Origin of the sequence: Catenuloplanes nepalensis, from assembly GCF_030811575.1 — a bacterium.
GTDB lineage: Bacteria > Actinomycetota > Actinomycetes > Mycobacteriales > Micromonosporaceae > Catenuloplanes > Catenuloplanes nepalensis.
Map to the genome: position 1 here is coordinate 4,670,848 of NZ_JAUSRA010000001.1, position 17,117 is coordinate 4,687,964.

At 71.1% G+C, this 17,117-nt stretch carries 16 protein-coding genes and 1 pseudogene; 11 read left to right on the forward strand and 6 right to left on the reverse strand.

Annotation, left to right across the window (positions count from 1 at the left end):
• The first annotated feature begins 136 nt into the window (after positions 1 to 136).
• The 5 genes from J2S43_RS20215 (at position 137) to J2S43_RS20235 (ending at position 4,514) form a co-directional block, all read left to right on the forward strand.
• Positions 137 to 718, forward strand: coding sequence for a cysteine hydrolase family protein (locus J2S43_RS20215; RefSeq protein WP_306831479.1), 582 nt, complete (start codon positions 137 to 139; stop codon positions 716 to 718).
• Complete coding sequence (locus J2S43_RS20220) at positions 715 to 1,605, forward strand: GlxA family transcriptional regulator (protein WP_306831482.1); 891 nt, start codon at positions 715 to 717, stop codon at positions 1,603 to 1,605. The genes J2S43_RS20215 and J2S43_RS20220 overlap by 4 nt, the downstream gene beginning before the upstream one ends.
• Before the next feature lie 279 nt (positions 1,606 to 1,884).
• On the forward strand, positions 1,885 to 2,928 hold the full coding sequence (locus J2S43_RS20225; RefSeq protein WP_306831484.1) for a serine hydrolase domain-containing protein: 1,044 nt from the start codon (positions 1,885 to 1,887) through the stop codon (positions 2,926 to 2,928).
• A gap of 382 nt (positions 2,929 to 3,310) precedes the next feature.
• Entirely contained in the window at positions 3,311 to 3,730 is a 420-nt protein-coding gene (locus J2S43_RS20230; protein ID WP_306831485.1) for a helix-turn-helix domain-containing protein, read from the forward strand.
• A gap of 151 nt (positions 3,731 to 3,881) precedes the next feature.
• Entirely contained in the window at positions 3,882 to 4,514 is a 633-nt protein-coding gene (locus J2S43_RS20235) for a 2'-5' RNA ligase family protein (RefSeq protein WP_306831487.1), read from the forward strand.
• A 136-nt stretch (positions 4,515 to 4,650) separates the two neighbouring features.
• Here the strand turns inward: J2S43_RS20235 and J2S43_RS20240 are convergent, their stop codons facing one another.
• Entirely contained in the window at positions 4,651 to 5,115 is a 465-nt protein-coding gene (locus tag J2S43_RS20240; RefSeq protein WP_306831489.1) for a Clp protease N-terminal domain-containing protein, read from the reverse strand.
• Between the two features lie 223 nt (positions 5,116 to 5,338).
• On the opposite strand from J2S43_RS20240, the gene J2S43_RS20245 reads away from it, so the two are divergent.
• Both J2S43_RS20245 and J2S43_RS20250 read left to right on the forward strand, forming a co-directional pair.
• A complete protein-coding gene (locus J2S43_RS20245; protein WP_306831491.1) occupies positions 5,339 to 6,142 on the forward strand; it encodes an N-formylglutamate amidohydrolase in 804 nt (267 codons plus the stop codon).
• Entirely contained in the window at positions 6,139 to 7,338 is a 1,200-nt protein-coding gene (locus J2S43_RS20250; RefSeq protein WP_306831493.1) for a dipeptidase, read from the forward strand. The genes J2S43_RS20245 and J2S43_RS20250 overlap by 4 nt, the downstream gene beginning before the upstream one ends.
• On the opposite strand, the gene J2S43_RS20255 is transcribed toward J2S43_RS20250, so the two are convergent.
• The 3 genes and pseudogenes from J2S43_RS20255 to J2S43_RS20265 all read right to left on the reverse strand — a co-directional run bounded on the left by J2S43_RS20255 (position 7,327) and on the right by J2S43_RS20265 (position 9,910).
• On the reverse strand, positions 7,327 to 7,776 hold the full coding sequence (locus J2S43_RS20255) for a GNAT family N-acetyltransferase (RefSeq protein ID WP_306831495.1): 450 nt from the start codon (positions 7,774 to 7,776) through the stop codon (positions 7,327 to 7,329). The two genes, J2S43_RS20250 and J2S43_RS20255, sit on opposite strands and share 12 nt — an antisense overlap.
• A 19-nt stretch (positions 7,777 to 7,795) precedes the next feature.
• Positions 7,796 to 8,651: pseudogene (locus J2S43_RS42240) on the reverse strand (TIGR03619 family F420-dependent LLM class oxidoreductase).
• 86 nt (positions 8,652 to 8,737) lie between these two features.
• Positions 8,738 to 9,910 carry a PucR family transcriptional regulator gene (locus J2S43_RS20265; RefSeq protein WP_306831501.1) on the reverse strand — a complete coding sequence of 391 codons (1,173 nt, stop codon included), beginning with the start codon at positions 9,908 to 9,910 and terminating at the stop codon, positions 8,738 to 8,740.
• Between the two features lie 204 nt (positions 9,911 to 10,114).
• On the opposite strand from J2S43_RS20265, the gene J2S43_RS20270 reads away from it, so the two are divergent.
• On the forward strand, positions 10,115 to 10,552 hold the full coding sequence (locus J2S43_RS20270; RefSeq protein WP_306831503.1) for a hypothetical protein: 438 nt from the start codon (positions 10,115 to 10,117) through the stop codon (positions 10,550 to 10,552).
• A gap of 51 nt (positions 10,553 to 10,603) precedes the next feature.
• Here J2S43_RS20270 and J2S43_RS20275 read toward each other — a convergent pair whose 3' ends face one another.
• Positions 10,604 to 12,010 carry a chitinase gene (locus J2S43_RS20275; protein WP_306831504.1) on the reverse strand — a complete coding sequence of 469 codons (1,407 nt, stop codon included), beginning with the start codon at positions 12,008 to 12,010 and terminating at the stop codon, positions 10,604 to 10,606.
• Positions 12,011 to 12,988: 978 nt separating this feature from the next.
• Between J2S43_RS20275 and J2S43_RS20280 the strand changes: the two genes are divergently transcribed.
• From J2S43_RS20280 to J2S43_RS20290, 3 genes are all read left to right on the forward strand, one after another.
• Complete coding sequence (locus J2S43_RS20280; RefSeq protein WP_306831506.1) at positions 12,989 to 13,357, forward strand: VOC family protein; 369 nt, start codon at positions 12,989 to 12,991, stop codon at positions 13,355 to 13,357.
• Between the two features lie 136 nt (positions 13,358 to 13,493).
• Positions 13,494 to 14,519: an arabinan endo-1,5-alpha-L-arabinosidase gene (locus J2S43_RS20285; RefSeq protein ID WP_306831507.1), complete on the forward strand. Its 1,026-nt coding sequence runs from the start codon at positions 13,494 to 13,496 to the stop codon at positions 14,517 to 14,519.
• A gap of 11 nt (positions 14,520 to 14,530) precedes the next feature.
• A complete protein-coding gene (locus J2S43_RS20290; protein ID WP_306831509.1) occupies positions 14,531 to 15,550 on the forward strand; it encodes a glycoside hydrolase family 43 protein in 1,020 nt (339 codons plus the stop codon).
• Here the strand turns inward: J2S43_RS20290 and J2S43_RS20295 are convergent.
• Positions 15,539 to 17,095: an amidohydrolase gene (locus tag J2S43_RS20295; protein WP_306831511.1), complete on the reverse strand. Its 1,557-nt coding sequence runs from the start codon at positions 17,093 to 17,095 to the stop codon at positions 15,539 to 15,541. The genes J2S43_RS20290 and J2S43_RS20295 overlap by 12 nt on opposite strands.
• Positions 17,096 to 17,117: the final 22 nt, after the last annotated feature.

Genomic DNA, 17,117 nt, shown 5'->3' on the forward strand with positions numbered 1-17,117 from the left:
CGTCTCCCTCCACACCGGACATCGGGGAACGATCCCTGACGTTTCTCGGGGATGACCCTGACGTGTGGCCGGATCGTTCCGCCTGCGGACGCGATCGTGCCTGTTCCCGCAGCTCAGCCCCCTGGAGAATCGGGGCATGACACAAGCGCTTATCGTCGTCGACGTGCAGGAGTCGTTCCGCCGGGGCCCGCGCTGGGGCTCCGTGTCCGTGCCGGACATCGCCGCGCGCGTGGGCCGGCTCGTCGCGGATGCCCGGGAACGCGGCGAGACCGTGGTCTGGGTGCTGCACGCGGAGCCCGGCATCGGCGGCCCGTTCGACCCGGCGTCCGGCTTCGTCCGCATGATCGACGGGCTGGAGCCGCTGCCCGGCGAGCCGGTGCTCACCAAGACCACCCGAAACGCGTTCACCGGCACCGACCTGCAACGGCTGCTCACGCTGGCCGGGACCCGCGAGCTGGCGATCTGCGGCATCCAGACCGAGCAGTGCTGCGAGACCACCGCCCGGGTCGCGGCCGACCTCGGCTTCGACGTCGTCTTCGTGACCGAGGCGACCGCCACGTTCCCGATCCCGCACCGCTCCCTGATCGGCCGCGACTGGGACGAGATCCTGGCCGACCCGCGCACGCTCGGCACGGACGCGGTCGTCGAACGCACGGAATACGCGCTGGCCGGGCGGTTCGCCACCATCCGTACCGTGGCGGAGGTCGTGAGCCGTTGACCAGCGTCGTCTTCCTGCTCGTGCCCGGCGTGCACCTGCTCGACCTGGCCGGCCCGGCCCAGGTCTTCGACACGGCCGGTTACCGGCTGCACTTCGTGGCCGAGCGGGAGGACGTCCGGTCCGCGCAGGGCCTGCCGGTCCGCGCGTCGCTCGACTGGCCGGACGACGCCGGCCTGATCGTGGTGCCCGGCTGGCGGGCGTCGCCCACGCTGGCCGGCACCGGGCCGCTGTCCGCGGCCACGCTCGACCGCCTGCGCGCCCACCACGACGCCGGTGGCACCGTGGCCAGCGTCTGCGCCGGCGCGGACGCGCTCGGCCGCGCCGGCCTGCTCGACGGCCGCCGCTGCACCACGCATCACGAGCTGCAGGACGAGCTGGCCCGGCGCCATCCGCGCGCGATCGTGGTCCGCGACGTGCTCTACACGGTCGACGGCCGGGTGGTCACGTCCGCCGGGATCGCCAGCGGCATCGACCTGTCGCTGCACCTGGTCGCGGTCGCGCACGGCCCGGCGGTCGCGGCCCGGGTGGCCCGCGCGATGGTCGTCTACGCCCGCCGCAACGGCGACGAGCAGCAGAAAAGCGCCATGCTCCGGCACCGGGCCCACCTCAGCGACGCGGTGCACCGCACCCAGGACCTGATCGACGCCCGCTTCACCGAACCGCTTCCACTGGCCGCGCTCGCCGCCGCGGCCGGCGTCGCCGAACGCACGCTGACCCGCCTGTTCCGCGACGCGACCGGCCTGACCCCGCTGCGCTACCAGCAGGAGCTCCGGGTGGAACGCGCCGACCATCTGATCGCCCACGGCTCGACGGTCGAGTCGGCGGCCCACGCCGCCGGTTTCGCCGACGCCCGCATGCTGCGCCGACTCAGATCCAGAGCCACCTGACGGTACGGCGACTCAGCTCGAACACAGCCTCCGGCCGCCCTCGGGCTCCCTGCCCCGGGTCCGGTACCCCTGGCCCGCCCGCTACTGGGCGCACTCGATCAGAAGGTCGTGGCGCGTAGAGGTGATCATTAACGCCACGAATACGTCTTCAGCAGGACAAATGATCATCGAGGGCACACCCGACATGAACGGTACGGAATTCTTGGGCGGGGCCTGCGGACGGACCGAAGTCGGAGCGGATGGCGAGGTTTTGACGGGATGCGGCCGATCATTGGGAGCATGGAACCTACCGATGACCTCACTCCGGATCGTCAGGTGCGGCAGACCGCCGATCGGCTGATCGATCGCCGTGTGGGGGCGGTCGTGGCGGCGGTCACCCGGCAGGGCGCCGTCGTGCACGGCGCCGGCCGACTGGGCGGCGCCTCGGCACCGGTGCGTGCGCCGGACGCCGGCACCGTGTTCGAGATCGGCTCAGTGACCAAGGTCTTCACCGGCCTGGTGCTGGCGCGGATGGTCGTGGCCGGCACGGCCGGACTGGACGAACCGGTTCGCGATCTGCTGCCGAGCGGGACAGCGGTCCCCTCCCGCGACGGGGTGGAGATCACCCTGCGCGACCTGGCCACGCACTCCTCCGGCCTGCCCCGGCTGCCGAGAGGGATGCTGCTCGACGCCCTGCTCCACCCCGGCCGGCCTGATCCCTATCGGCGCTGCACCGCCGAGTTCCTCCTCGACGGCCTCGCACGGACCCGGCTGGGCGCACGACCGGGCCGTCGGGTGCGCTACTCGAACCTGGGCGCCGGGCTGCTTGGTCTGGCCCTGGCCCACCGAGCCCGGACCGGCTACGCCGCGCTCGTCGAGCGCGAGGTGTGCCGGCCGCTGGGCCTGTCCGACACGAGCGTCACCGCCGAGGGTCCACGTCTGGCACAGGGCCACAACTCGCGGCGCCGGCCCGTGCCTGGTTGGCACCTCGCTGACCTCGCCGGTGCCGGTGGTTTGCATTCCACCGCGACGGACCTGGTGAGGTTCCTGGACGCGCATCTTGACGACACCGGCCCGCTGGCCGAGGCGATCCGGTGCGCCCGGGCGGTGCGGGTGCCGATGAACCCGTTCTCCTGGATGCATCTGGGCTGGACCGGGCACCGATTGCATCCGCGCCGAGGTGGCCGGCTGCAGGTGTGGCACAACGGCGCCACCGGCGGGTTCACCTCGTTCGTCGGATTCGACCCGGAGCGGCATACCGGGGTGGTGGTGCTGACCAACACCGCACGTTCGGTCGACCGCGCCGCCTTCGACCTGCTCAATTCCCTGAGCGCCGCTGACTGATCCGCCGGCATCTCGCGCACACCGGCCAGCGAGCGCGAAGGGCGGTCCTTCTCCCGCCACGGGAAGGACCGCTTGCCGTACCCCACGCTCACAGAATCGGCGCGGCAGTGGCGGCATCAGCTCGACCGAACGGTCCGGTCGACCGGGCGGTAAGACGTGCATGACAGCATCGCGGAGTACCTGATGCCGGGAAGCTCCCTGGCCCGGTGTCGTCTGTCCCCGGTGTCGTCGACATTCATGACACAAAACGAAACGACACGCTACAGCTTTGTGCAGCGCTTTGCCTCGAAAGTGCGCGCTCGAACGACAAAGCTGCCTAAAGCTGTATCGGCCTTCACGGCGGGGTGGTGCGATACAGCTTGAAACGGGCATCATTCGATGTGTGACACCCGAACAGCGGACACTCGTCGGCCGGCACATCCGTCAAGAGCGGACCCGCCAAGGCATCTCCGTGTCCCAGGCCGCCCGCAGCGCCGACATCGGCCGCTCCACCTGGATCGCTGTCGAAGCAGGCACCCGCGATACCGAGGAACACACCCTGGGCCGCGTCGAGAGGGTCCTCGGATGGGCGCACGGCACCATCGGGAGCATCGCCGACGTCATCACGCCGAACGGCTCGGTGGCCGATACGGCGCCGGCCGATGACGACTGGGTGGCACGGCTGATCGCGATTCGTGACAGTCCGCGGCGCAGCCCAGCTCTACGTACCATGGCCGCCGCTCAGCTGACTCAGCTCGAGGCGCTTCTTGCCGCGGCCGACGCCGAGGACGCGCAGCGGGTGTCCGGCGACCGCGCGGGTTGACAAGTGGCGTGGCCGACTACCGCGAGACCCTGCCCGCTTATCGTGGGGTGTCGCTCATACGCTGCGTGAGACGAGGACTCGATGCGCCGCCCCCACGTCGCCCCTACGGGCACTTTGAAGGGAACGTTTCCCCAGCTAAGGAGTGCTTTGCGTGGAGAAGTTCATGTCCGGGTCCAGGATCTGGCCGGACGAGCAGACGCGCCTGCACTTCTACCTGCTCCCGTCGCTCGACCTGAACGGTGAGCTGGACGCGCTGATCCAGGACTACCGGGACGTGCTGGACGAGTTCCCCTTCCTGACGCTGGTGCAGGACGAGTGGCTGCACATCACGCTGCACATGGTGACCGGCGTGGCCGCGGAGGAGGTCGGCGACCGGCAGCGGCGCGGCCTGATCCGGACGGTCGGCACCTACCTCGAAGGGCTGGGCCCGATGACGCTCACCGCCGGCCCGGCGATGGCCACCCGGAACGCGGTGGTGCTGGACGTCGACGGCGATCTGCCGGGTGAGCCGTTCCACGAGGTCTACACCCGGATCCGGGCGGCGGTGGAGGACACGATCGGGCTGGACGCGGTCGAGTTCGACTCGATGCCGCCGCACCTGACGCTCGGCTACGCGAACGGCAGCGGCGACTCCGGCCGGGTGCAGAGTCTGCTGCGGCGCAAGGTGCGGCCGAGCCGCGCCGCCTTCACCGTGGACGAGATCCACCTGGTGGAGGTCGAGCAGGACGCGCTGCGCACCGAGTACCGCTGGGACCCGATAGCGTCGTTCCCGCTGTTGGGCTAGGCCGGCGTCGTTCCGCTGCTGGGCTGGGCCGGCGTCGTTCCCCGCTGCTGGGCTGGGCCGGCGTCGTTCCCGCTGCTGGGCTGGGCCGGCGTCGTTCCCGCTGCTGGGCTGGGCCGGCGTCGTTCCCGCTGCTCGGCTAGACCCGCCGTGACTCGGCCAGCCGCTGCGCCGCCGGGTGGTCGACGCCGACCGCGGCCAGCGCCCGGGCCAGCACCGTGTCGGCCGGGGTCGCGGTGACCGGGTCGGCGATCGCGCGCAGCAGGCCCAGCAGCAGGTGCTCGGTGCCGGTGCGCGAGTCGCCGGCGCGGCCGGCCTCGTCGAGCGCGTGTTTCAGCGCGACCTCGGAGCTGGTGGTGAACGGCAGGTTGGACGGGGACGGGTCGGCGCCGGTCAGCAGCAGCGGGCGCACGGCGTCACCGACCACGGCCTTGCCGCCGGCCAGGTCGCGGAGCAGCTGCGCGCCGGGACCGCGGGCGCCGAGCACGCCGAGGACCAGGTGGATCGGTGCGATGACGGCGCTGCGGACCGCGGTGGCCTCGGCGTGCGCGAGACCGAGGACGCGTTTGACCCGATCGGTCAGATCGACGGCGGGCGAGATCATGGGACCCCCTCTGGTGAAGACGACCGGAGTCCACTGTTCCGCCGCGTGGACACGTGAGGCAAGGTCTCCCGCCCGATCGGTCACATTCATTCGCGCGGCCGAAAGCGCGTGATCAGGACGTCCCCAGGTAGCCGCAACGGCACGAGACAAGCCCACACCGCCTAAGTCGTCCTAGGAGGCTAGACCCATTCCAAACGGGCGCCGGGTCGGATAGCGTCTCGTCGTGATCTCCGGCAACGTACCCGCGCAGGTTTTCGATCTTCTGGAAGGTGCCCCGGAGTCTCCGGTCGTGCTGCACGTGCCGCACGGATCACGCACGCTGACCGACGAGGCACGACGCGGTCTGCGGCTCGACGAGGCGCGACTGAACCGGGAGCTCGACCTGCTCACGGACGCGCACACCCGCGAGATCGCCGCGGCCGCCGCGAGCCGGGCGGCGCACACCCCGTGGACGTTCGCGAACAACTACTCCCGCCTGGTCGTCGACCCGGAGCGCTTCCCGGACGACACCGAGGAGATGGCGCGTGCCGGCATGGCCGCGGTCTACACCCGGACCGCGCACGGCGAGGTGCTGCGCGACGACGACCCCGCGCGCGACGAGCGGCTGCTCGGCGCCCACTACCTGCCGTACGCGGAGGGCATGACCGCGCTGGTCCAGCGACTCCTCGACACGCACGGCCGCGCCGTCATCCTGGACGTGCACTCCTACCAGACCCGGCCGCTCCCCTACGAGCTGCACGCGGACGGCCCACGCCCGGAGATCTGCCTCGGCGTGGACGACTTCCACACGCCGCCCCGGCTGCTCGACGCGGCCCGGTCCACAATGCACAACATTGAGATCAACACCCCGTTCGCGGGTACGTACGTGCCGCTGCGCCACTACCGGAAGGAACCCGCCGTGACCGCGCTGATGGTGGAGATCCGCCGCGACACCTACATGACCGAGCCCGGCGGTCCGCCGCACGACGGGATCCACGACGTCGCGGCGCGCCTCACCGCACTGATCGACGCGGTCACCGCCCGATGAGCGAATCACCGGCTCAGCGCCGGGACCGCGGCACTCCGGGGAGTCCGGCACGTGCGGACGTCGCCCGCGTGCTGCGGAACTCACCGGTGGTCGACGGCCACAACGACCTTCCCTGGCGACTGCGGGTCCACCGCGGGTACGCCGTGGAGGGCCTCGACACCGGCCTGCCCGCGCTGCACACCGACCTGCCGCGGCTGCGCGCCGGCGGCGTGGGCGCGCAGTTCTGGTCCGTCTACGTGCCGTCCAGCCTGCCGGAGCCGGAGGCGGTGGTGTCCACGATGGAGCAGATCGACGCGGTGCACCGGATGGCCGCGGCGTTCCCTGATCAGCTGACTCTCGCCCGTACCGCGGATGAGGTCCTGAATGCCTTCGAAAGCGGGAAGATCGCCTCGCTGATCGGCGTGGAGGGCGGGCACAGCCTGGCGTCCTCGACCGCGGTGCTGCGCTGCCTGGCCCGGCTCGGCGTGCGATACGTGACGCTGACCCACAACCACCACACGCCCTGGGCGGACAGCGCGGCACAGGAACCGGTGCACGGCGGGCTGACCGAGGAGGGGCGCGCGATCGTCCGCGAGATGCAGCGGATCGGCGTGCTGGCCGACCTCGCGCACGTGGCCGAGGGCACGATGGACGCGGCGCTGGACGTGGCGATCGCCCCGGTGATCTTCAGCCATTCGTCGTGCCGCGCGCTGACCGGCCACGCCCGCAACGTGCCGGACCGGGTGCTGCGCCGGCTGCGCGACAACGGCGGCGTGGTGCAGGTGACGTTCGTGCCGCCGTTCGTCTCCGAGGAGGTGCTCGCCTGGGAGCGCGCCGCCGACGCGGAACGGGCCCGTCGTGGGCTCCCGGCCGGCGAGGTCCCGTGGCCCCCGGCGCCGCGCGCGCACGAGAAACCGGTGTACACCGAGCGGACCGCGCTGGACGACTCCCGCCCGAGGGCCACGATCGGGCAGGTCGCCGACCACATCGAGCACGCCCGCGACGTGGCCGGCATCGCCCACATCGGGCTCGGCGGCGACTTCGACGGCACCGACACGCTCCCGGCCGGGCTGGACGACGTCTCCTGCTATCCCCGCCTGCTCGAGGAGCTGGCCGGCCGCGGGTGGTCCGAGGCCGACCTGGAGGCGCTCACCGGCCGCAACGTGCTGCGTGTGCTGCGCGAGGCCGAGAACGCGGCGGAGGAACTACTGCGGTAGCGGCTTGCGGAACCGGAAGGCGATGTCGTTGAGGTCCTCGAAGCCCAGGTCGCGGTAGAACCGGTGGGCGGGCTCGCGCTCCGGCCGCCGTCCGCTGGTCACCTCGACGAACGAGCACCGGAACGCGCTCGCGTACGCCTCCACCGCGGCCATCAGCGCACGCCCGATCCCACCGCGCCGGGCGTCCGCGTCGACGACCAGCGCGACCACGCGCGCGTAGTGCCCGTCCACCTCCAGCAGCGGGCTGACGTGCACCGCGGCCACGCCGACCACCACGTCGTCGGAGACCGCCACGAACACGGCCGCGGACGGCTCGTCACCCCAGTAGTCCAGCCGGGACGCCACCGCGGCACCGTCGGCCGGATAGCCGAGCTGACCGAGCAGCTCCGCCACCCGGTCCGCGTCCGCGCCCTGCACCGGCCGCACCAAGATCGTCATGCGGCACAGTGTGGCAGATTCACGTTTCGCCGGCAGTGCTCGCGAGGCCGTGCCGGTCGGCGGTGCTCGCGAGGCCGTGCCGGTCGGCGAACGCGGACAGCTCGTCGCGCTGCTCGGGCCAGGTGGCGCCGGACGGGCTCACCACCAGGCGGTCGACGCCCTGCCGGGCGAAGCCGTCCGCGCCCTCCACGGTCAGCGAGATCGAGCCCCAGCGCGTGTACTCGATCGGCCGGCCGGACGAGCGGGCCGTCTCCAGCTGCGCGATCCGGTCGGCCGGGCCCAGCATGCCGCCGGCGAACCAGCCGGCCCCGTACTTCGCGGCCCGGCGCGCCGCGGCCGGGGACGAGCCGCCGACGTGCACCGGCCGGGTGCGGGCGGCTGGTGACCCGATCGAGACGGTAGAACTCGCCGTCGTAGGTCACCGAGTCCCGGGTCCACAGCAGATTCAGCACCTCCAGCGCCTCGTCCGCGCGCCGGCCCCGGGTCCGGAAGTCCACGCCGGTCGCGTCCGCCTCCTGCGGGAACGCGCCGACGCCCACGGTCAGCAGCCGCAGCCGGCCTTTGGACAGCAGGTCGAGCGTGGCGAGCCGCTTCGCGAGCGTGACCGGGTGGTGGTAGGGCAGCAGCAGCACGCCGGTGCCGAGCAGCAGCCGGGTGGTCGCGGCCGCCACGAACGTGAGGCACACGATCGGGTCCGCGTAGGGCAGGTCGACCGGCATCTCGAACTCGCCGAACGTCATCCCGGGGCCGAGTGCGACGTGTTCCGGCACGTAGAGGCCCTCGAAACCGAGCGACTCCGCGTGTCGCGCGAACCGGATCATGTGGTCCGGATCCACGCCGTAGGCCGTCGTGCCATAACTGACCGCGAACTTCATGAAGATGACCTTAGTTGCTCGCGGGGACGGGCGGACAACCCGCTGCACGGGCACCTGTGCGGAGGACGCACAGGCTCCAGGGTTGTTCACAGAGCGCCGGCGAGGATCCGGGCGACGGCGGTGCTCAGCACTCGGACGCCGCGGGTGGAGCCGGGCTCCAGCCCGGTCAGCTCACGCACCCGGGTCAGCCGGTAGTCGAGCGTGCGCGGGTGGATGCACAGAGCGGCCGCGGTGTCGAGCCGGTTCATGTCGTGCTGGTAGTAGGCGTCCAGCGTGGCGACCAGGTCAGGGCCGGCGTTGAGCTGCGCCGCCACCGCCTGGAGCCACTGCCCGACCTCCGCCAGCCGGGCGGCGCCCAGCTCGGCGAAGACGTCGGTCACCGCGTACGCCTGGCGCGGCACGGCCCGCGCCGGTGCGACACCGGCGACCTGCCGGGCCAGCGCCACGGCGTCGCCGAACGCGTGCACTCGCCCGGGTGCGGTGCCGACCGCACACGGCCGGCCCGCCATGCCGGCCACCTCGCGAGCCAGCGCGAGCCCGCGATCGACTGCCGGCTGCGAGCCGCCCGGCGCGCTGGGGATCAGCGCGACCACCTCGTGCGGATCCTGCCAGCTCAACGGCGCCCAATGCGTCCTCAGCAGGGTGCCGGCGAACTCGTCCCGCGACGCCTGGTCCAGCGCCGGGGACCGGCCCGCCACCCGGACCACCGTGGCGACGACGTGGTCGGGGACGGGCATGTGCAGGCCGCGCGCAAGCTCGGCGGCGCCCTCGTCGTCGGCCAGCAGCATCACCGTGAGCAGCCGCACCTGGGCTACGAGCGGCAGCGTGCGCTGCTGCCCCTCGATCCAGCCCCGGGTGTACGCCCCCTGGGCGGCCAGCCCGGCGGGAGCCAGCCAGGCGAGGGTGTGCATGGTCGCGTCGATGTCGTTCGGGCCGGCCGCCTCGTACACCTCGCGCAGCGTCAGCCGGGTGTGCACGAGCAGCACCTGCCGCTGCGCGCTCAGGGTGAGGCCCTTCTCGCCGCGCTGGCGGCCCATCGAGGCCATGAAGTCCAGATCCTCATCGGGAAACGGTGCGCTGTCCGCCGCGAGGTCGACCGTGCGCCGGCGTAGGAACACCGCGAAATCGAGCATCTCGGACCGCACCCGCGGCCTGGCCGCGAGGTCGCGGTATTCCAGCAGCTCCTCCTGGTAGGCGTCCACCGCCCGGCGCGCGTTGTCGCCCACTCGCTGGCGCCAGAGGCTGAACAGACCCGCCATATCGGTCCACGCTAATGGACGCGTGCCGCCACGCCGTCCGGCTGACGGGGACCTGACAGCTCGGTTCGCGGTTTGCGGACAGTTACGAAAACCGGGTCACGCCCGCGACACGGTTCTCGCCCCGTCACGAAGACGCGGTCACCGGCGCGCTGGAACGCTTCTCCAGGCACCACATCGTCCCGCACTCGAGAGGTGGTTCTGGTAATGACATGGCGTATCCGACCCTCCGCCGGATCACGATCCGGCCTCGTCCGCGCGTCGCGGCTGCTGCTGGCCGCGGCGGCGATGCTCGCCGCGTTCGTCTTCGCCCCGGCCGCGGCGGTCGCGGCGCCCGCCCCGGGCGGCGCATCGGTGAGTTCCGCCGACGGCGCGTTGCGCATCGCGACGTCGACGTCCGCCGCCACCGCCACCGACGGCGGCGGCTTCTCGGTCATGTCGGGCTCCTGCCCGAACGCCGGGCAGTACATCGACCCGTGGTCGCTCCTCTTCGTGGGCTGCACCCTCACCGGAGTCCCGACGACCGCGGTCAGCGCCAGGTGCACCAACGGGACCACCCTGGGACCCGTGCACGCGCCGCCCGGCATCTACGACATCTACGTCGACTGCTACCCGTCGTTCTTCAGCCAGCTCACCTTCCTGTAGTCCACGCAACGCGATCCCGCCGCGTCACCGCGGCGGGATCGCTCCCGTTCCTTACGGCAGCGTGTCCAGGTGCGGGCCGACCGTGCCGGCGAACGCGTTGCCGTTCGACACGTCCCAGTTGACCGACCAGGTCATCGCGCCGCGGATGCCCGGGTAGGTGCGCGGCGGCTTGAACGAACCGCAGTTCGTGCCACGGGCCAGGCAGTCCAGCGCCGCGTTCACCACGCTCGGCGACACCACGCCACCGCCCGCGGCACCGGGGCCGGCCGGCAGCCCGAGCGCGACCTGGTCCGGCCGCAGGCCGTTCTCCAACTGGATGCAGGCGAGCGCGACGATGAAGTTGACCGTGCCCTGGGGATACGCGGCGTTCTGGTCGCAGCCGAGCATCGCGCCGGAGTTGTAGAACTGCGTGTGCACGACCGTGAGGATGTCCTTGATCGCCAGGGCCAGCGCGAAGTAGGACCCGCCGGTGGACTGCATGTCGATCGTCTGCGGCGCCATCGTGATGATCAGGTTGTTCTTCTTGCCGTGCAGCGACCGCAGTGCCTGCGCCATGTAGGTCGGGTTGAGCCCGTTCTCCAGGTCGATGTCGACGCCGTCGAAGCCGTAGCTCTGGATGATCGAGAACATCGTGGTGGAGAACGCGGTCGCGCTCGCCGCGTCCGACACCGCGACCCGGCCGGCCTCACCGCCGACCGAGAGAATGACCTTCACACCCCGGGCCTGGAGGGTACGCACGTCCGCGCGGAAGTCCGCGTCCGAGTAACCGCCGAGCGCGGCGGACAGCTGCGGGTCCAGGCCGAACGAGACCGCGCCCGGCGTGCTCGTCGCCTCCGCGAACGAGACCGCGACCAGGTCGTACTGCGCCGGCGTGTCCCGCAGGCGCAGCTCGGCCGCGTTGTTGACGAAGTTGTGCCAGTAGCCGGTGAGGAAGTGCTTCGGCAGCGTCCCGTTGTTCGGCGGCGGCGTCGTGGGCGGGGGTGTCGTGGGCGGGGGTGTGGTCGGGGCGGGCGTCGTCGGCCGTGGTGAGCTCGTCGTCGGCGGGGGCGTGACCACTCCGCCACCGCAGGAGGCGCCGTTGAGCGTGCAGTTCGACGGGGTGCCCGAGCCCGCACCGATCATGCCGAACGTCAGCGACGCGCCACCGGCGATCGTACCGTTGTATCCCTTGTTCCTGAACGTCCATCGTGTTCCGGCGGCGCTCACGTCCGCCTCCCAGGCCGAGCTGACCGACGTCCCCGCCGGCAGGTCGAACGCCACGGTCCACGAGGTGAGCGCGGTCGTGCCACCGTTCGTCACGGTGACCCGCCCCTCCCACCCGGAACCCCAGTCCGACGTCTTCGCGAAGGTGGCGGTGTTCGCCGCGGCAGCGGCCGGACCGGCCGACCACATCACCGCCGCACCCGCCAGCACCAGCGCGGACGTGGTCACCAACACCGCGAACCGGGACCGTCTCATGAGCGCCTCCCATGATCAAGGCGGTTGGGGAGTCGACCGCCGTCACGGGAATTATTAGGACTATTAACAGTGCAGGGGAAGACTGTTATGGATTAATTAGGGTTGCGGCCTCCGCGCGGCGGCTTCAGATCAAGATCTTGAAAGCCTTCTGCCCGCTGGTGGTCGCGTTACCTCTGGTGGCGGCGTTGCATCTGGTGGTTGCGTTGCGCCTCGGGCGGGCCTCGGCTCGGGGAGAGGCTTCCTGTGGGGTTGGCATCACAGCCGTTCCAGCTCTCCTGGCCCTCCTTCGATCGGTAGGGTGCGTCGGCCCGGCCACGTTCGCGCGGTGGCATGGGTTGGGTCTCGTGTGCCTGGCTGCGCGGTACGCACAAGAATAAAGATCGACTGCGGGGCTGCAGCCAGAAGTTGATCACGTGTCGCAAATCGTTGCCGTCCGGCCATTTATACAACGATTTGCGACACGTGATCGTTTCAGACAACCGCCTATTCTTGCCTTTATAGCGACATTTCCGGCGCAGGCAAAGGCGCGAGAAAGGATTAGTGCTCGATCCGTCAGCCTGGCCCGGATTCGGGTCGCCGTTCGGCGTAAAGATGTGCGGTTGACTTGCACCGCCGAACACTTCGCGGCCAAGACCGCAGGCAGCAACGCCTACATAACCCGGAGCAGCAACCGGCAGCCAACCAGCAACCGGCAACCGGCGGCCAGCCGGCAACCGGCGTTCATGAATTGGTTCTCAATCAACGGTCGAATGAACGCCAGCGCCCTTTTTATCCCACGAAAAGGGCCCTCACGCACATTCGATGGATCATCATAGATTCGGGCGCGCTTTCCGTTCCGGAATCAAGGTGGCGGGTCGCGAGCGGACGGCGCTCCAGACCGCAAAGGGGTGTGGGGCGGTCGCAAATGCGGTCCGATTTGTCCGGGTAAGCAGAGCAAAGCCGCAGGCGTGAGAGTGGGGGGTCAGTAAGGTCGGCGGCATGGCAATCCCATGGACGCTGTGTTTTGATGCGGCCGATCCGCAGCGGCTCGCCGGGTTCTGGGCGGTGGCGCTCGGGTACGTGCCGGAGCCCGGCTATGACGATCCGGACGGTGCGTCGATCGTGGATCCGGATGGGCGCGGGCCGGCGATCTCGTTTCTGCGGGTGCCGGAGGGCAAGGCGACGAAGAACCGGGTGCATGTCGATGTGCGGCCGACCGGGGCGGTCAAGGATGAGGCGGCGATCCGGCGACTGGCGGGTGAGCTGATCGCGCGGGGGGCCGTCGAGGTGGGCGAGGAGCGCTATGACGGCGTCTTCAGCCACGTGATTCTGCGCGATCCGGAGGGCAACGAGTTCTGCGTTGCCTGATGCTGCGTTAACACGGGCGAAACCTTGACAGCGCGCGGCGAGTGAGCGCTAACATGCGGCATATACATCGATGAGCCTGATTGCCTGGTTGGTCTCCACCCGGCCGGGGCCGCGATCGGGCCGAAAGGGGAGACCCATGCCCATGTCCCGGATCGCCCGCCGGGGACTGCTGGCCACCGCCACCGCGGCGGTGCTGCTCACCGGTGGCCTCGCCACACTGACCGCGCACGCGGCGGAAACGCCGGTGCAGGTGCTCGCCACGCCGACCGTGCCGCCCGCGGCGTACCCGAATCCCGGGGTGGTCAGCGGTGACGTCGGGGTGCACGACCCGACGATCGTGAAGACGCCGGCCGGTGGCTATCTGGTCGCGCACACCGGCGACAACATCGCGCTCAAGACCTCCACCGACCGGACCGCGTTCCGCAACGCGGGGGCGGTCTTCCCGAACGGCGCGTCGTGGACCACGACGTACACCGGGGGCAGCCGCAACCTGTGGGCGCCAGACCTGTCGTACCAGAACGGGAAGTACTACCTGTACTACTCGGCCTCGACGTTCGGGTCGAACCGGTCGGCGATCTTCCTGGCCACGTCCACGACCGGCGCGTCCGGCAGTTGGACCAACAACGGGCTGGTGATCGAAAGTAACACCGGCAACGACTACAACGCGATCGACCCGAACCTGATCGTCGACGCGAGCGGCGCGTGGTGGCTGAGCTTCGGGTCGTTCTGGTCCGGTATCAAGACGGTCAGGCTCGACCCGGCGACCGGCAAGCGGGCGGACAACACGGTCCGCAGCCTGGCCGGGCGGGGCGGCGGCGCGATCGAGGCGCCGGTCGTGTTCCGGCACGGCAACTACTACTACCTGTGGGTGTCGTTCGACCTGTGCTGCCAGGGCGCGTCCAGCACGTACCGCATCATGGTCGGCCGTTCGACCAGCTCGACCGGGCCGTTCGTGGACCGCAACGGGGTCGCGATGACCAGCGGTGGCGGCACCCAGGTGCTGGCGCGGCACGGCAGCATCATCGGGCCGGGTCACCAGGCCGTGTTCGCGGACACCGACTCCGAGGTGCTGGTCTACCACTACTACACCAGCAGCGGGGCGTCCCGGCTCGGGATCAACCTGATCGGCTACGACACGGCCGGCTGGCCGTTCGTCTACTGAGGAGGTAGATCATGCGTCGTCTCCTGCTCGCGGTCGCCGCTGCGGTGCTCCTGGTCCTGACCGGCAGCACCGTGGCCACCGCCGAGGAAGCGCCCGCCACCTTCACCAACCCGATCAAGCGCAACGGGCCCGACCCGTGGATGACGTACCACAACGGGTACTACTACCTCGCCACCACGACGTGGAACTCGACGATCACGATGCGGCGGGCCACCACGCTCGCCGGTCTGAACGCCGCACCGGATCAGGTGGTCTTCAACCTGGCCGGCCGGGCCAACGGCTGCTGCAACATGTGGGCGCCGGAGTTCCACCTGGTCAACGGCCGCTGGTACCTCTACTACGTCGCCGGGCAGAACGTGTCCGACTACAACCCGACGCAGCGGCTGCACGTGCTGGAGAGTGCCGGAAGCGACCCGATGGGCCCGTACAGCTTCAAGGCCGATCTGGGCAACGACTGGCAACTCGACGCGAGCGTGCTCACCGTCAACGGCACGCTCTACCTGATGGGCACCTATCAGGCCGGCGGCAGCTACGGGCAGAGCAACTTCATCCAGCGCCTGTCGAACCCGTGGACGCTCAGCGGCTCCCGGGTCCGGCTCAGCTCGCCCACGCTGTCCTGGGAGCGGCAGACCGCGCCGGTCAACGAGGCGCCCGAACCGCTCTACCACAACGGCCGCACCATGGTCGTCTACTCGGCGTCCGCGTGCTGGGGCCCCGACTACAAGCTCGGCCTGCTCACGCTCACCGGCACCGACCCGCTCAACCCGGCGCACTGGACGAAGAGCCCGAACCCGGTGTTCCAGCGCAACGACGCGAACGGCGTCTACGCGCCCGGTCACAACGGCTTCTTCAAATCCCCCGACGGTACGGAGGACTGGATCGTCTACCACGCGAACAGCTCCGCGTCCGGCGGCTGCGACATGAACCGCTCGACCCGGGCGCAGAGGTTCACCTGGAACGCGGATGGCACGCCGAACTTCGGTGTGCCGGTCCGGCTCGGCACGAGCATGGCCGGCCCGTCAGGCGAGTGACACACCACCCACACAGGAGTCCCGGATCGCGATCTCCGCGATCCGGGACACCGGTACGTCGAGCGGGTTCTCCTCCAGCACCACGAAGTCGGCCAGCCGCCCCGGCGTGAGCGCGCCCAGCTCGTCCTCCCAGCCGCAGGCCGCCGCCGCGCCCACGGTGTAGGCGCGCAGCGCGTCCGCCACGCTCATCCGCTCCGCCGCGCCGACGACCCGGCCGCCCGAGGTGAGCCGGGACGCCATGAACTGGATCGCGCGCAGCGGCGCACCGTCCGTCACCGGCCGGTCCGAGCTGGCCGCCAGGCGCACGCCCGCATCGAGGAACCCGGCGCCGCGATACAGCCAGCCGGCCCGCTCCGGGCCCATGATCTGCGCGTAGTCGTCGCCGAGGTACCAGAGGAAGTTCGGCTGCACGACCGCGGTCACGTCCAGCTCGCGGAAGCGCGCGAGCTGATCCGGCCGGACCAGCCCGGCGTGCTCGATCCGGTGCCGGCGCCCCGGCTTGATCGCCTGCGCCGCCGCGATCGCGTCCAGCGCGAGGTCCACCGCCCGGTCCCCGATCGCGTGCACGGCCAGCTGCCAGCCGGCCCGGTGCCCGTCGACGATCGTCCGGGTGAGCACGTCGGGGTCGTCCGCCAGCTGCCCGGCATGGTCGAGCCCGGCATAGTTCTCCGTCAGCGCGGCGGTCCGGGCCATCATGCCGCCGTCGGTGAACACCTTCAGCGCGCCGACCGACAGCCATTCGTCGCCGAGCCCGGTCCGTACCCCCAGGTCCAGGGCTTTTGGAAGGTCGTCGGCCGGGTGCGCCGCCACCGCGTGCGGCACGTCCGCCGCCACCATCAGCCGGGCCCGCACCGGCAGCCGGCCGCGCTCCCGGGCCGTCTGGTAGGCGCCCAGCTCCACCGGCGAGTGCCCGACCAGGCCGCCCGCGATGCCGGCCTCGGACACCGCGGTCACGCCCTGCGCCCGGCACTCCCGGCCCGCGTGCTCGATCGCCGCGACCAGCTCGTCCACCGCGTACGGCCAGCGCAACCGCCGCACCGCCGCCATGTCCCGCTCGGTCAGCAGGCCGTCGGTGTGCCGCACGCCGTCCGGCAGCATCGCGATCACCGCGCTGTTGACCAGGCACGCGTGCCCGGAGTCGTGCGTCACGAAGACCCGGCGGCCCGCGCTGACCGTGTCCAGCTCGGCCGCGGTGAGATGCCGTCCCAGCGGCCGCTGGTCGTAGCCGCCGACATCCACCCAGCCGCCGGCCGGCACCCGTTGCGCGGCCTCCGCGATCACGCGCAGCATCGCCTCCGGGTCCCGCGACGGTGCCACGCTCGCCGACCGCGCCTTCAGACCGGTCCAGGCCAGATGCGTGTGCGCGTCCACGAAACCGGACACCACGGTCGCGCCGCGCAGATCCAGCACGGACCGCGCCGCCATCCCGGCCACATCGTCCCCGCTCGCGAACACCCGCCCGCGCCACACCCCGAGCGCCCGCACCACCGGCCGCGCCGGATCCATCGTGATGATCGTCCCGTTCTCGATCCGCAGGTCGAGCACGCGGCCCCCTTCGGCACACCGG